We start from the raw sequence: 15,654 nt of genomic DNA, 5'->3' as shown, positions 1-15,654 counted from the left end.
AACTCCTTTCATGATATAATAAAAATAGTCTACCAAACTACAATAAATATCAGAAAGGAGTTAATCCAATTGGATAAGAATATTTTATCACATACAACTTGGGATTGTAAATACCATATTGTATTTGCGCCAAAATATAGAAGACAAATAATTTATGGAAGAATAAAAGAAGATATAGGAAAAATATTAAGAGACCTTTTGTCAAGAAAAGGAATAGAGATAATAGAGGCAGAACTATGTCCAGACCACATTCATATGTTAGTAAAAATACCACCAAAATATAGTGTTTCAGAAATTATGGGATATTTAAAAGGAAAAAGTAGTCTAATGATATTCGATAGACATGCCAGTTTGAAATATAAATATGGAAACAGAAATTTCTGGTGCAGAGGCTACTACGTAGATACAGCAGGAAAAAATGCTAAAAAGATACAAGAGTATATACGCAATCAACTTAAAGAAGATTTTACAAAAGATCAAATAAGTCTTAAAGAATATATAGATCCATTCACTGGAGAAAAGACAAATAAGTAAAAAGAAGTAAAGAGGCGCTTTAGCGTCAGTTGAGAAAGTAGTGCAAGTGGTAGACTTTCAACGTGCACAAGGTGCACAGCAGGTAAAAGCCCCTTGCAGGGGCAGAGCAAACCACCGGCTACGCCGGTGGTTATGATTGGGTAAATTTAAAGGAATTATATCTGCTTAGATAGTTTCTATAAACAACGACTCTTTTAATGTGGTATAATATTATTAAGGATATAAAGATGCGAATTAGTATATAGGGGTGATTTTATGTTGATACTCGCGACATATGATGTTGAAACTATGGATAGTGACGGAAGAACGAGATTAAGAAGAGTTGCTAATGTATGTAAGGACTACGGACAAAGGGTACAAAATTCAGTTTTTGAATGCATAGTAACACCTGCCGAGTTTGAAGAGCTTAAATATAAAATAAGAAAAGAGATAGATTTAGAGAAGGATAGCATAAGATTTTATCATCTTGGAAGTAATTGGAAGCCTAAAGTAGAAATGATAGGCAGGACTACAAGCTTCAATCCAGAGGAAGATACTTTTATATTTTAGGAGGCAATTATGAAATACGCACACATTGACAATGCTGAAGGCAAAATTAAAAAGCAAGAGCTTATAACTCATTTGAAAAATACAGCTGATAAAGCTAAATCTTTAGCGAGTGAGATAGATTTTGAAAATACATTGTACCTTGTAGGAATACTTCACGATATTGGAAAAGCTAGTGAAGCTTTTCAACATAAAATAATAAATAATACTGATGAGAGGGTAAATCATTCATCGGCAGGAGCGTTGTATTTATTGTCATTATATAGTAAGTGCGCCAAGCAAAGTTCGTTTGAGCTAAACATAATACAGGAGTACTTCTATATCATGGCCTATGTTATAAGCGCACATCATGGTATTTATGACATTCCTTATTATGACATTGACAATAATTTATCTAACAGATTAAAAGATAGACTTAGATTTGATGAAGATGAAATTTGCTTCAAAAATGAAGTACTACCATATATTGAAGAGATTGAACAAAAATTAAATGTAGATTTATTAGAAATATTTAAGAGAGGATATTTTGAATATAAAAATTCTAAAGATAAGATAAAATATATTGATGATAAAGCTAATTATTATTATTTATCTTTATACATGAGGCTCTTTTTATCAATATTAAAAAATGCAGACATTGTTGATACTATAAATGCTTACGATTTAGTCATTGACGATAGAGTTATGTATAATGCACAAGAAAAAGCTGAAGTGTATAAGGCAAGATTAGATGAGAAATATGCTAGTTTTCCTGAACCTAAAAATAATCTGGATAAAGTGAAAAATGACTTAAAATCTATTGTAGACAGTAGGAGCCGCACTGATAATAATGGAATATACAAGCTTGATCTTGCAACTGGAGCTGGGAAAACGCTTTTGAGCATGCTATATGCTACAAATCAAATGAAGTTTAAAGATAAAAAAAGATTTTTTTATATAACTGCGTTCTTATCTGTTTTAGAGCAAAATGCTAGTGAAGTCAAAGACGTGTTAAAAGACAAGAGTATACTTGAATACCACTCAAATATAGTTAATAAATCATCATTTGACAACACTAAGAATGAAAGTGCTGACGAGAGTAAAGAAAATATGTGTAAAGAATATTTATTTGAAAGCTTTGATGCACCAGTAGTTTTGACAACTTTAGTACAATTCATAAATACTTTATTTAAAGGAAAGTCAACAAACATAAGGAGATTCTCCTCGTTAATAAACTCTGTAATCATACTTGACGAGGTGCAGTCGCTTCCTATAGAGATGACATATTTATTTAATCTTGCAATGAATTTTATATCCTCAGTAATGAAGACTAACATAGTTTTGTCAACAGCAACTCAGCCTAAGTATGACGAGGACAACATTAAATATAGGCTTAATTATGCAAAAAATGCTAATCTTGTAAGACTTAGTCAAAATCAGCTCAAGGTATTTAAAAGGACAAAGGTATATAATTTTAATGATGGTAAGAAAAGCAGTTTAGTAGATATTAAGACAGAAGTATTATCACATGCAGAGGATTCAAACCTAATTATATTAAATACGAAGAGAGCTGCTAGAAATTTATACAAAATGCTACTTGAAGATTTTGGAAATAACAATAATATATATTTATTAAATACAGATTTTTGCCCAGAACATAGAAAGGATATACTTAATGAAATAAAAGCAAAACTTTCAGAAGGCGTAGCTGTAAAGCTTGTTTCGACACAGCTTATTGAGGCTGGGGTCAACGTTGATTTTAAGAGGCTTATAAGGTCATATGCAGGCATTGACTCTCTTATACAAGCTATAGGAAGATGCAACAGATACGGGTTATTAAAAGAAGGTATAGTTAAATTAGTTAACATGGGCTTTGAAGAAAACCTAAATTATTTAGAATCGATACAATATAAAAAAGACATAACTGAGATTATACTAAATAAAAAGACTGGAGAAATAGATATTGATAAACTAAATGATGAATTTTTTGCGCGTTATTACACAAAGTATGAAAGCTTAATGGCATATCCGCTTGAAAAGGATAAGCCAAGTGCTTTTGACTTATTAAGTGATAACATTAATAATATTGGAACAAAAACAAAAGATTTTCCTATCTTAAGACAAAGTTTCAAAACAGCTGCTGATAATATTAACCTAATCAAAAATGATACAAAGGCAATGATAGTTTGTTATAGAAATTCAATAACAGGAAAATCAAATGAGGGAAAATATGATGAGTTAAAAATGCTTTTAGAAAATGAAGATACTATAATCTATAATATATCAAAAATAAAGAGACTTTTAAAAGAGATGCAAAGCTACACTATAAATATATATGAAAACAATAAGCTTAATGACTTTGTTGATTCGTATATGGATGGTGATATTCTTTTACTTAAAAAGCAATACTATAATGATAATGGCTTTAACATAGATCAAGAAAAAAATAAAGAGCTAATGCCCTTTATTATAATGTAATAGTAAGTTTTTCAATCCGCGTAGTCAATACTACGATAAACTTATTATACCACAAAGAAACTAAAATATATTCTTAAAATTAAAAAAACACTTGACAAACAAAATTAAGAATAATATAATAATAAGTGAATATAGAAAGAAGGAGGTAATACTATGGATGGTCCAAACGAAAAATCTAAATATTTTTACATTAGATTGACAGGAGATTATGGTTTAATAACATCACCAGAGACAAAGGGCGGTGGAGAAAAAGCAACATATCCAGTTATAACAAAGCAAGCTGTCTTAGGTATACTTGATGCGTGTTACTTTAAACCTGTGCTTAAAAATGTTGTGGATGAAGTCAAGGTAATTAGTCCAATAAGAACACATACTATGGGAGTTAGAGTTCCGAAAGATAATTACAAACAAGACAGAAGCAACATAACATACTTAGTCAATCCAGAGTATTTAATTAAATACCATTTTGAGTGGAACTTATTTAGAGATGACTTGAAAAAGGATAGAAACATGAAAAAGCATGAAGCAATTATGCAGCGCTCTATCGAAAGAGGTGGAAGGCGTTCAATCTTTATTGGAGCTAGCGAGTGTCAAGGATATGTTAACGCAATTACAGTAGAAGAGTACAAAAAAAAGCCAAGTTATTACGAAGGACAAACTTTATCCTTTGGCCTAATGTTTAACAGTTTTAAGTATCCAAATAAGCCAGGAGAAAAACTTTATTCTTACTTTGGAAGTGTGGTAATGAAGGACGGCGTAATTAATTTTAAAGATCAAGAAGACTGTGAAGTTAAAAACGAACTTTCAACATATGATTTTAAATATCCAGAGCAAGAACTTTCGGTTGATGAAGAATATGCAAAATTAGAAGGGAGATGATTAAATGACATTGATTAATTCGCTTGTAAAAACATATGATAAATCCCTCGAGGCAGGTTTAGTTGATAATTACAATGGTAATGACTCAGTAATACTTCCTTTATACCATAATTCTATAGTATCTACAGGTGAAAATATATTGAAGATAAGCATTGATAGAGATTCTAATTTTGTTAAGAGTTCATTTTTGGTTAAAGATGAGAAAATAATCTTTCCAGTAAGCTTGGACTCAGTTAATAGAACAAGCAACTCTATGCCGCATATGCTTGTAGATAATTGCTCATATATTGCTTCTTACAATGAAGAAAGACACAAGGATTATATGGATGCGCTAGAAAATTGGATAGCCGAAGAAAAAGACACAGAAATTAAAGATTTTATAAGAATTATTTACAATTATATTAAAAAAGAAAATTTTATATATGAAGCTTTAAGATATGCATTAGGTGTTGATGTTTTAAAGTTGACCGATAAAGCCTCTATACTAGAATATACATTTATTAATGATAAAAATAAAGAAACAACAAAGAAACTTGAATTAGACAAGATATATTTAGAGTTTGAAGTAGTAGACTTTAAAAATCTTGAAGATTATTCAGTAACAAAATACAAAAAACTCCATCAAGTTCATATTAATAACGTTAGAAACTCTATAACAAAGAACGGAATATGTAATATAACAGGAAAAGAAGATTATATTGTAGACAAGCATCGTGGTATTTTAGGTAATTCTAAACTTATTTCTGCAGTTAAACAATCATATATCGGAAGATTTAAAGAAGGTAGCGATGTAATTAGTATAGGCTATGAAACATCGGAAAAAGCTCATTTAATGTTAAAATATTTAATGGACAATAAAAATTCGTCTAAATGGCTCGGCGGTCAGCAGTATATAGTTAACTGGTTTTCTGATGACATTAGAAATGATAAGAAGCTTTTTATCACATCTGCAAATCCAAACATAGCAGGCGTAGACGAGTCTGATGAGTTCGATATCGACAAGATTGAAGCTGAAGATGCTACGATGGACACATTTAAAGCGGTTTATAGCGAAAATGAGAAAGTAGCTAATTCTTTTATCACAGGTGTAGATAAAGTACCTAAAGATTCAAGATATAGTGCGCTAATTTTAGAAAAAGTTAACGATGGAAGATCATCGATTAGATACTTTAAAGAGCTTCAAACATCACAGCTTTATAAAAACCTTGAAACGTGGTCAAATACTTACTATTATTATACACTTGCTAAGAATAATTTGGTAAAGAAGACACCTAGTATATTTTCAATACTAGATGCTGCTTATGGAACAGAAAGAGAAAAGAAACTAGTTAATGATAACGATAGCTTTAAAAAAGATCAGCTGCAAAAAATGATAATTTCAATCATAGAGGGCAAAGAGATGCCTAAGAACATTGTTAAAGCAATCGATATGAATATTAGAAAAAAGCTAAACTATAAAAATACATGGAATATTTTACAGTCAATAGCCCTTGCGGTTTTAAGAGATTCATCAAAGGAGGAAAATGAAGATATGCTTGACAGAGATAATTTAGATAGGTCATACCTTTATGGTAGATTATTAGCTGTATATGAAATGATAGAAAGACTGACTTTTGACGCAGCTAAGTATGGTGACGGAGAAAAAACAAAAAAGAGTGAAGCAATAAGACTTACTAATGCAGATAGGTATTGGACATCATTTACAAAGCATCCTGCCCAAATATCAAGAGTTTTAGATGATAAAACTAAAACATATATTAACAAATTAAAGGCCACAAATCCTGGCTTTGCAGTACTGCTAGACAGAGAGAAAGAAGATATATTTATAAAATTAGGCGAACTTGGTATATCAGAAAAAGAAGACAATAAAGCTTTAAGTAGTAGGTTTTTATATGGCTATTATGCAGAAAAACGTTTTGGTTTAAAAAATAATGATATAAATAAGGAGGAAAAATAATGAGTAAGGTAATTGAAAAAAAGGTCGACTTCATAATGACAATTGAAGTAAATAATGCAAATCCAAATGGAGATCCGCTTGCAGGCAACATGCCAAGAAGTGATTCTTATGGATATGGAGAAATTTCAGATGTTTGTATAAAAAGAAAGATTAGAAATAGAATGCAAGATAAAGGATACAACATCTTTGTAAAGAGCAATGAAAAGTCAGATGACGGATTTACATCACTTGAAAAAAGATATAGCAGCGTTGTAGATAAAAAAGCAACAGATGAAGAAGCATATAATTTATGCTGTGGAACTTGGCTTGATGTTAGAAGCTTTGGACAAGTAATAACATATGACAAGAAAGCTGTCGGCATAAGAGGACCAGTTAGTATATCCATCGCTAAATCGCTTGAGCCTATAGATATTACAACTATGCAGATTACAAAGAGCGTTAACAGCATGGAAAAAGAAGGTGGCGGCAAATCCTCCGATACAATGGGCTCAAAACATTATGTTAATCATGCTATATATGTTGTTAATGGAGCGGTAAATGTAAATTTTGCAAAGAAGAACAAATTTACAGATGACGATTTAGCTGTACTAAAAGAATGTTTACAAGAACTTTTTATAAATGATTCATCATCAGCTAGACCAGATGGATCAATGATGGTTAGAGATATATTCTGGTTTGTTCACGATTGTGAAATAGGAAATGTATCAAGCGGTAAAATAAAAGAACTACTTGAATTTGACAAACCAGAGATAGATAGTCAAGATTATAAATCCTACAATATTAGACTAAATGAAGAAAAATTAAAAGAATATGAGGGAAAAGGCCTAAAAGTAGAATATTTAACAGGTATATAAATTAGATATATGGATGAAGAAGACTATTTAAGCTTAAGTAGAATACAGCACTTCACATTTTGCAAGAGGCAGTGGGCTCTTCTAGAGCTAGAACAAATTTGGTTTGAAAATAAAGATACAACACTTGGCAAACTTATACATGAAAACGTGGATGATCCATATTTTTTTGAAAAAAGAAAAGACAGAATATATGAAAGATCCTTACGTGTTAAGTCAGACGAACTAAAGATAGTTGGTGTCTGTGACCTGGTTATATATGAGAAAAATGAGAACGGAGTAGAAATAGAAAACTACAATGGATTGTGGCTACCTTATGTAGTTGAATATAAAAAAGGTAGAGCAAAAAAGACAAAGGCAGATATCTATCAACTAGTTGCGGAAATAATGTGTTTAGAAGAAATGCATAATATTAAACTAAAAAAGTCAGCACTTTACTATAAAAGCCCAAATAAAAGGTTAGAAATAGAAATTACAGATGAATTAAGGCAAGAAGTAAGAGATATAGTATCACAAATGTATGAGATATTTACTCAAAACAAGATTCCTAGAGCAAGTAAAAACATCAACTGTAAAAATTGTTCCTTAGTTGACTACTGCATGCCAAAACTTACAAAAAAGAAAAAAAGCGTTATAAATTATATCGATAGGATAGTGATGGAAGAATGAGAAAGCTGTTAAATACATTATATATTACAAATGAAAATATCTATTTAGCGAAAGATGGAAGCAATATAGTAGTTAAAGATGAAGCCAATGGCAAAGTCTTCCAATCACCAATACAAAACTTTGAAAACATAGTTTGCTTCAATTACGTCGGAGCAAGCCCTAAACTGTTAGAAATGTGTATGAAAAATAACGTCGGTATTAGTTTTTTAACACCAGGAGGATATTTTTGTGCAAGAGTCTCAGGAAAGATCAATGGAAATGTATTACTAAGAAAAGAACAGTTTAGAATTTCGGAAAATGACGAGAGGTCGCTTTCATACGCAAAGTCATTCGTGGTAGGAAAACTGTATAATTCAATAAAAGTACTAGATAGATACCTTAGAGATTATAAAGATACAATATATAAAGAAGAAGTAGAGGAATCCATAAGCAAGTTAAAGGAAAGCAAAATAAATGCATTTAATGCAAAAGACTATACAGAACTCTTGGGTATAGAAGGAGATGCAGCACGGGAATACTTTAAAAATTTTGATTACCTTATATTAAACAGCAAAGAGTACTTTAAGTTTACAGATAGAAACAGAAGGCCACCAAAAGATCCCGTAAATGCAATGCTGTCGTTTTCATATGGAATGCTTAGAGTGTTAGTACAAAACGCATTAGAAACAGTAGGCCTTGATCCATATGTTGGTTTTTACCATAAAGATAGACCTGGAAGGCAATCATTAGCACTTGATCTATCAGAAGAGATGAGAGCATATATGGCAGATAGATTTGTACTAAGCTTAATAAATAAATTCCAAATTGAAGAGAGAGATTTTATTGCAAAAGATAATGGTTCATATGAATTTACAGAAAATGGAAAGAAAAAATATTTAGACATATGGAATAAACGTTTGCAAGATGAGATTACACACCCATTTCTAGAAGAAAAAATCGAGATTGGATTATTGCCATATGTACAAGCTATGCTTCTAGCAAGGACGATTAGAGGAGACCTTGAGGCATATCCTCCATTTATAATAAATTAGTGCGAACCTCATATGAACATGAAAATTCAAGAGGATTCGCAGAAAAAAATGCTTAAAATTAAGCAAAAAATGTGTATATAATGAAAATTATGTGTGCATAAACACTAGATGTGCAACAAGAACATAGATCTTTAGCACATCTAGCTGTCGCACCCTTCATGGGTGCGTGGATTGAAATCCTTGTCTTGCTTCGTCCGTCTTAAATTCAATTCGTGTCGCACCCTTCATGGGTGCGTGGATTGAAATCTACAATAAAAGCAATTCCGCTACCTGCCGTAACGGTCGCACCCTTCATGGGTGCGTGGATTGAAATCCAACTGTCGTAGGCTCTAAAGCCTGCGGTTATAGTGTCGCACCCTTCATGGGTGCGTGGATTGAAATTTTAGTGTCAGTAGTTATTTCTGCTTGGTCAGGATGTCGCACCCTTCATGGGTGCGTGGATTGAAATCATTCTCTTTTCCCTCTCCCTTTCTCCTATTAACAGTCGCACCCTTCATGGGTGCGTGGATTGAAATATTAGATTTAATCGTGAATAATCGTGAGAATTAAATGTCGCACCCTTCATGGGTGCGTGGATTGAAATTTTTATGATGTGATCTAATTCATTTAAGAATAAGTCGCACCCTTCATGGGTGCGTGGATTGAAATTTTTCGCCTGCTGCTTTAAAGCCGTCTCCAACTTTGTGTCGCACCCTTCATGGGTGCGTGGATTGAAATCAAATTGAAGGAGACGAGTCACCAACAGTTTACCAGTCGCACCCTTCATGGGTGCGTGGATTGAAATCAATAAAACAAGGCGTAAATAGCATAGGTTTTAAGTCGCACCCTTCATGGGTGCGTGGATTGAAATCAAGCGAATTAAAATCTCTAAAGCGTTGGGGTGTTTAGTCGCACCCTTCATGGGTGCGTGGATTGAAATCCTCATCTCCTACAAGATAAAACACGCCTTCATCTTCGTCGCACCCTTCATGGGTGCGTGGATTGAAATAACAAACAGGCCACGTAAACTGTAATGTTATGATGTCGCACCCTTCATGGGTGCGTGGATTGAAATATCTCAAGCTTGTAGTCCTCAGTCTCTCTCTTGCAGTCGCACCCTTCATGGGTGCGTGGATTGAAATTTCCGGAAGCCTTCCGTCTTTCATCAATACCCTTACGTCGCACCCTTCATGGGTGCGTGGATTGAAATAAAAGCTTGTAATTCATATATCCACCCCCTTTTTTAATGTCGCACCCTTCATGGGTGCGTGGATTGAAATTTTAACATCTCCATTGACCCAATTATCATCTGTTGTCGCACCCTTCATGGGTGCGTGGATTGAAATATTTTTTTACCTCCTACATTTTACCTAATAAAAAGTGGTCGCACCCTTCATGGGTGCGTGGATTGAAATACGGTAAACTGTTGGTGACTCGTCTCCTTCAATTTGGTCGCACCCTTCATGGGTGCGTGGATTGAAATACTTGTTATTTTTTCATAAAGTAAAGTATATTGTTTGTCGCACCCTTCATGGGTGCGTGGATTGAAATATAGCATAAGAGACTCTCGTGTGGAGTCTCTTTTCGTCGCACCCTTCATGGGTGCGTGGATTGAAATTTTGTCTTTGCCCTATAAAATAAGATAAAGATTAGTCGCACCCTTCATGGGTGCGTGGATTGAAATTTGCCATGCTCTATTGATACAACCTTTACATCAATGTCGCACCCTTCATGGGTGCGTGGATTGAAATAGCTGCCCCTGCTACTGTTACTGTATGACCTATAGGAGGTCGCACCCTTCATGGGTGCGTGGATTGAAATATTTCCCCACGACCCACTAACGCCAAACGATGGATTGTCGCACCCTTCATGGGTGCGTGGATTGAAATAATACTTGCTACTTGACCATAACGAAAGCCTTCGTCGCACCCTTCATGGGTGCGTGGATTGAAATTACGAAATGAGGGATAAAAATTATGTCGTTTCTCGCGTCGCACCCTTCATGGGTGCGTGGATTGAAATCTGACAAGATGACGAGCAAGCCAAAGTTTGAGATGGTCGCACCCTACATGGGTGCGTGGATTGAAATTTGCGTTTATAAGCACTCTTAGCATTGACTCTTTATGTCGCACCCTACATGGGTGCGTGGATTGAAATATGTTTTTGATTTGTTCTTGTTTTGTCATAATATAAGTCGCACCCTTCATGGGTGCGTGGATTGAAATTTTGTAACCTGGATTATAGGTAGGAATAGTGAATTATCGTCGCACCCTTCATGGGTGCGTGGATTGAAATATTTTATCTTTATCTCTCTAAGCGCCGCATCCCAGTCGCACCCTTCATGGGTGCGTGGATTGAAATAGCCTTGTAGAGCTTAGAGCCCTCAAGTATCCAATTAGTCGCACCCTTCATGGGGCGTGGATTGAAATTGGAGGCAGTCGTCGTCAAGCATACAGAAGTAGAGCGTCGCACCCTTCATGGGTGCGTGGATTGAAATAATGGCGCTATTAAATGTTATTTCAAATCTTAGATATAGTCGCACCCTTCATGGGTGCGTGGATTGAAATTCCGAATAAGTCAACATTTACTAATATGTTAAGCTGTCGCACCCTTCATGGGTGCGTGGATTGAAATTAGAGCAGGCGGACAAACTTAACAATTACGATAACGAGTCGCACCCTTCATGGGTGCGTGGATTGAAATTATAGATAAATTTAAGGCACTAGATAGAGAAGCGTCGCACCCTTCATGGGTGCGTGGATTGAAATCACGATAAACTACCGATAAAATGAGCAAATTAGACAGTCGCACCCTACATGGGTGCGTGGATTGAAATTATCATCTTACACTTCCTTTTGATCTAGCACGTTTAAGTCGCACCCTACATGGGTGCGTGGATTGAAATTGCCAGTGTGTGCAGTAAGCAGAAAAAGCCGTCGGTCGTCGCACCCTACATGGGTGCGTGGATTGAAATAATCAATCCTACCTACCCTTATTTCAGTTGTAACAGTCGCACCCTACATGGGTGCGTGGATTGAAATTTGTTTCTAGCCAAGCGTTTACGTCGCCGTAAGGTCGGTCGCACCCTACATGGGTGCGTGGATTGAAATATTTTTAAAACACTCCTTAATTAATGTATACAAAAGGTCGCACCCTACATGGGTGCGTGGATTGAAATCTGGTGCATACATCAACTTTGTTTCACTTGCGGTGTCGCACCCTACATGGGTGCGTGGATTGAAATTGTAGTTATATGTCCTCTAACATGGCTTGAAGAGATGTCGCACCCTACATGGGTGCGTGGATTGAAATAAACTTATGCCAGATCAGAAGTTTTACGCAGCTTTAATGTCGCACCCTACATGGGTGCGTGGATTGAAATATCAGTCCACAGCCCAAAGCCTGCGAAGTCTCTTTTGTCGCACCCTACATGGGTGCGTGGATTGAAATACTGTTGAGTCAGAGTTTGCGCCAATCATAAACTGTCGCACCCTACATGGGTGCGTGGATTGAAATAATCAAGCTACAACGAAGACCAATGGATAAGTTACTGTCGCACCCTACATGGGTGCGTGGATTGAAATAAATCATATTGGAGGAATAGCAACCACTTCTGCTTGTCGCACCCTACATGGGTGCGTGGATTGAAATAAAACACTCCGCCGCATCTAGATTAAGTTGCGCCGTCGCACCCTACATGGGTGCGTGGATTGAAATGTTGCATTGCCGATAGTGACTCTAATCTCTAAGACTGTCGCACCCTACATGGGTGCGTGGATTGAAATTCCATGATCGTCAAGCTCTTCGCCATCGGCTAAAGGGTCGCACCCTACATGGGTGCGTGGATTGAAATGATACTGATGGAACAGGAACTATATCAACTACAGCTGTCGCACCCTACATGGGTGCGTGGATTGAAATCTAACTGGGCTATTCTGCATATTAGTCGTTCAGTGTCGTCGCACCCTACATGGGTGCGTGGATTGAAATCTAACTGGGCTATTCTGCATATTAGTCGTTCAGTGTGTCGCACCCTACATGGGTGCGTGGATTGAAATTATATTTTTGCATTAAAAAAGCACGACTAACGCGTGGTCGCACCCTACATGGGTGCGTGGATTGAAATTCCATTGGCAAACTGTTTTTCCACATCAGCCTGTGGTCGCACCCTACATGGGTGCGTGGATTGAAATTAAGTCTCTTAGCCCTCATCAATGTTATTAATTCGTCGCACCCTACATGGGTGCGTGGATTGAAATTCCTAATATTTTAACTCTTAAATATCCAGCCCTCTTAGTCGCACCCTACATGGGTGCGTGGATTGAAATCACCTTGAACGAATCCATTATCCCTATCATAATGTCGCACCCTACATGGGTGCGTGGATTGAAATAAACTCGTCATTGTTGACAATACCAATATCAACTGGTCGCACCCTACATGGGTGCGTGGATTGAAATTAAGCGTTTGTATTATCGTGCCAAATCTTTTATTGTCGCACCCTACATGGGTGCGTGGATTGAAATTAGTGCATATCTCATCGCGTCCATCAAGTGATTGAAGTCGTCGCACCCTACATGGGTGCGTGGATTGAAATAACAAGCAGGTTTGGACTCATCAAAAGTGCTAGGCTGTCGCACCCTACATGGGTGCGTGGATTGAAATTGCTTGTACTTGGTTGTAGTTATATCCTGCGGCTTTTGTCGCACCCTACATGGGTGCGTGGATTGAAATTCAAACGCTTTCTTGTGCTCGTCATCTTTAAAAAAGTCGCACCCTACATGGGTGCGTGGATTGAAATAGCAAACTTTTTCTGTCCTTTTACAGCCTTAGTCCAGTCGCACCCTACATGGGTGCGTGGATTGAAATTTGTACTTGTCGCCGTCTCTCATGACTGGTGCGCCGGTCGCACCCTACATGGGTGCGTGGATTGAAATTTTACATAGTGCTTTTAGTAGGTCAATCTCTTTTAAGTCGCACCCTACATGGGTGCGTGGATTGAAATATATATGTTTTTAAATATATCTCCGATGTGTCTGTCGCACCCTTCATGGGTGCGTGGATTGAAATAAAGCCATCTACAGCTAACGCATATAAGACACCATTATGTCGCACCCTTCATGGGTGCGTGGATTGAAATTTTTACATAAAAAAGGAGTGAGATCAATTAAATTTTGTCGCACCCTTCATGGGTGCGTGGATTGAAATTTTCTGGAGTGACCGTCCTGTTGGTTGATTTCACGTCGCACCCTTCATGGGTGCGTGGATTGAAATAGCCCCTTTGATGTTAATGATGTTGCGCGAGTCCTGAGTCGCACCCTACATGGGTGCGTGGATTGAAATTCTTAAAGCTTGTAGTTCTTCTTCAGCCGCTTGTGTCGCACCCTACATGGGTGCGTGGATTGAAATTTGTCTTGTCATTTTTAATACCTCCTAAATTTTTCTGTCGCACCCTACATGGGTGCGTGGATTGAAATTTAGACTGTGAATATATATCACTAAATGATGAGAAAAGTCGCACCCTACATGGGTGCGTGGATTGAAATTCATCAGTAACTTCTCTGACAATTTTTCCATAAGCGTCGCACCCTACATGGGTGCGTGGATTGAAATAAGTGCTATAAACTCTTCACCTAATGTTGAGCCTAGGTCGCACCCTACATGGGTGCGTGGATTGAAATTCTGCAAAGAGGGAGATGGCAAACGCTATTCTTGGTCGCACCCTTCATGGGTGCGTGGATTGAAATACAAAGATGGTTACTATGATGTTGAGGACGATGGCGTCGCACCCTACATGGGTGCGTGGATTGAAATAAACCATACACGAGGTCTATCTAACTCTGTGTCAGTCGCACCCTACATGGGTGCGTGGATTGAAATAGATAAGTTAGTATCAGACAAAGCTGCTTTAGCGTCGCACCCTACATGGGTGCGTGGATTGAAATATGAGGGCAATTAAATAGGGAAGAGATGTTATAGGGGAGATTTGCTACCTACGAGTGCAATTTATAGAAAGGACGATATGATTGAAAATAAAAAAAACAATAGGAAGTTTTGAAGCTGGTGGAATATTATGCGAATTAGAGGATGGAAGATTTGCGTTTGTCAATATAGATGCTATCGATGAGAAAGATAGAAGGATAAGAAAGGCGACCATATCTTATACAGATTATACTTTCACGAGAGGAAAGGAAATTGATAGAAATATCCCTGAAGTGGAGATTGAGAAGGCGGCAAAAATTCTTGAAGACCCTAATTCAAACATATTAGAGTTAGATGATGAGGATTTTAAGAAAGTTATAGATGAGTATAGAAAAGATAAGGATGATGTGAATAATCGCGAGAGTCGTGCCCCTCATTAGCGCGTGGAATGATGAATAAAGCTAAAGGTGTGTGATTTATTTGTGAAAATTAAGTTTATAGGTATAAGTGATCCAGTTTATATGATTAATGGCAAAATATATGATGTAATTAGTATTGAGAATGGCTGGTATCGAATCATTGATGAAGAAGGGGAAGATTATTTATATCCTCCTGAATTATTTGAAGTAGTAAGTGATGAAAATAATTTAGACAAAGTTTTATTAGAATATAGCGAAAAGTTTAATGATAACTTTCCTGTATTCATTGTTAGAGACTTGAGTGCTGAAGAGATTATAGAATTAGCACAAGAAGCGATTGAAAGCAACACACCTTATCTGCCAGAAATAAAAGAAGGTGCGATATATTAATAAATCTTCAATACTTTATA

10 protein-coding genes and 2 CRISPR repeat arrays are annotated in these 15,654 nt (G+C 36.2%); all 10 genes read left to right on the top strand.

The features are described 5' to 3' along the window. The first annotated feature begins 69 nt into the window (after positions 1 to 69). The 10 genes from tnpA to KO172_RS01320 all read left to right on the top strand — a co-directional run bounded on the left by tnpA (position 70) and on the right by KO172_RS01320 (position 15,634). Entirely contained in the window at positions 70 to 534 is a 465-nt protein-coding gene (gene tnpA, locus KO172_RS01365; protein WP_215491800.1) for an IS200/IS605 family transposase, read from the top strand. Between the two features lie 255 nt (positions 535 to 789). Then, positions 790 to 1,083 carry a CRISPR-associated endonuclease Cas2 gene (gene cas2, locus KO172_RS01360; protein WP_215491799.1) on the top strand — a complete coding sequence of 98 codons (294 nt, stop codon included), beginning with the start codon at positions 790 to 792 and terminating at the stop codon, positions 1,081 to 1,083. A gap of 9 nt (positions 1,084 to 1,092) precedes the next feature. After that, complete coding sequence (gene cas3 / locus KO172_RS01355) at positions 1,093 to 3,537, top strand: CRISPR-associated helicase Cas3' (RefSeq protein WP_215491798.1); 2,445 nt, start codon at positions 1,093 to 1,095, stop codon at positions 3,535 to 3,537. Between the two features lie 153 nt (positions 3,538 to 3,690). Then, positions 3,691 to 4,416, top strand: coding sequence for a type I-C CRISPR-associated protein Cas5c (gene cas5c / locus KO172_RS01350; RefSeq protein ID WP_215491797.1), 726 nt, complete (start codon positions 3,691 to 3,693; stop codon positions 4,414 to 4,416). Between the two features lie 4 nt (positions 4,417 to 4,420). Continuing rightward, positions 4,421 to 6,373, top strand: coding sequence for a type I-C CRISPR-associated protein Cas8c/Csd1 (gene cas8c, locus KO172_RS01345; RefSeq protein ID WP_215491796.1), 1,953 nt, complete (start codon positions 4,421 to 4,423; stop codon positions 6,371 to 6,373). Next, the gene (gene cas7c, locus KO172_RS01340) at positions 6,373 to 7,227 is read left to right on the top strand and encodes a type I-C CRISPR-associated protein Cas7/Csd2 (RefSeq protein WP_215491795.1); all 855 of its coding nucleotides are present in this window, start codon (positions 6,373 to 6,375) and stop codon (positions 7,225 to 7,227) included. The genes cas8c and cas7c overlap by 1 nt, the downstream gene beginning before the upstream one ends. Before the next feature lie 9 nt (positions 7,228 to 7,236). Beyond that, positions 7,237 to 7,893: a CRISPR-associated protein Cas4 gene (cas4, locus tag KO172_RS01335; RefSeq protein ID WP_215491794.1), complete on the top strand. Its 657-nt coding sequence runs from the start codon at positions 7,237 to 7,239 to the stop codon at positions 7,891 to 7,893. Next, positions 7,890 to 8,924: a type I-C CRISPR-associated endonuclease Cas1c gene (gene cas1c, locus KO172_RS01330; protein WP_215491793.1), complete on the top strand. Its 1,035-nt coding sequence runs from the start codon at positions 7,890 to 7,892 to the stop codon at positions 8,922 to 8,924. Before cas4 ends, cas1c begins: the two co-directional genes overlap by 4 nt. 146 nt (positions 8,925 to 9,070) lie before the next feature. Beyond that, a CRISPR array of direct repeats spans positions 9,071 to 11,264; the repeat unit is 32 nt; unit sequence GTCGCACCCTACATGGGTGCGTGGATTGAAAT. A 103-nt stretch (positions 11,265 to 11,367) separates the two neighbouring features. After that, positions 11,368 to 14,848: direct repeats of the CRISPR family, unit length 32 nt; unit sequence GTCGCACCCTACATGGGTGCGTGGATTGAAAT. A gap of 81 nt (positions 14,849 to 14,929) precedes the next feature. Then, complete coding sequence (locus KO172_RS01325) at positions 14,930 to 15,265, top strand: hypothetical protein (protein WP_215491792.1); 336 nt, start codon at positions 14,930 to 14,932, stop codon at positions 15,263 to 15,265. A 42-nt stretch (positions 15,266 to 15,307) separates the two neighbouring features. After that, a complete protein-coding gene (locus KO172_RS01320; RefSeq protein WP_215493536.1) occupies positions 15,308 to 15,634 on the top strand; it encodes a hypothetical protein in 327 nt (108 codons plus the stop codon). The last annotated feature ends 20 nt before the right edge of the window (positions 15,635 to 15,654 follow it).

The sequence above is a fragment of the Fenollaria sporofastidiosus genome (assembly GCF_943169635.2).
GTDB classification, from domain to species: Bacteria; Bacillota; Clostridia; order Tissierellales; family Peptoniphilaceae; genus Fenollaria; species Fenollaria sporofastidiosus.
Note: the sequence above shows the minus strand (reverse complement) of the source record. Positions and strands in the feature narration are given on the sequence as shown.

Bases quoted from the DNA above. Each gene is read 5' to 3' on its own strand.
- cas2 (WP_215491799.1), top strand. From the start codon at position 790: ATGTTGATACTCGCGACATATGATGTTGAAACTATGGATAGTGACGGA.
- cas8c (WP_215491796.1), top strand. From the start codon at position 4,421: ATGACATTGATTAATTCGCTTGTAAAAACATATGATAAATCCCTCGAG.
- cas3 (WP_215491798.1), top strand. From the start codon at position 1,093: ATGAAATACGCACACATTGACAATGCTGAAGGCAAAATTAAAAAGCAA.
- cas4 (WP_215491794.1), top strand. From the start codon at position 7,237: ATGGATGAAGAAGACTATTTAAGCTTAAGTAGAATACAGCACTTCACA.
- cas1c (WP_215491793.1), top strand. From the start codon at position 7,890: ATGAGAAAGCTGTTAAATACATTATATATTACAAATGAAAATATCTAT.
- cas5c (WP_215491797.1), top strand. From the start codon at position 3,691: ATGGATGGTCCAAACGAAAAATCTAAATATTTTTACATTAGATTGACA.
- cas7c (WP_215491795.1), top strand. From the start codon at position 6,373: ATGAGTAAGGTAATTGAAAAAAAGGTCGACTTCATAATGACAATTGAA.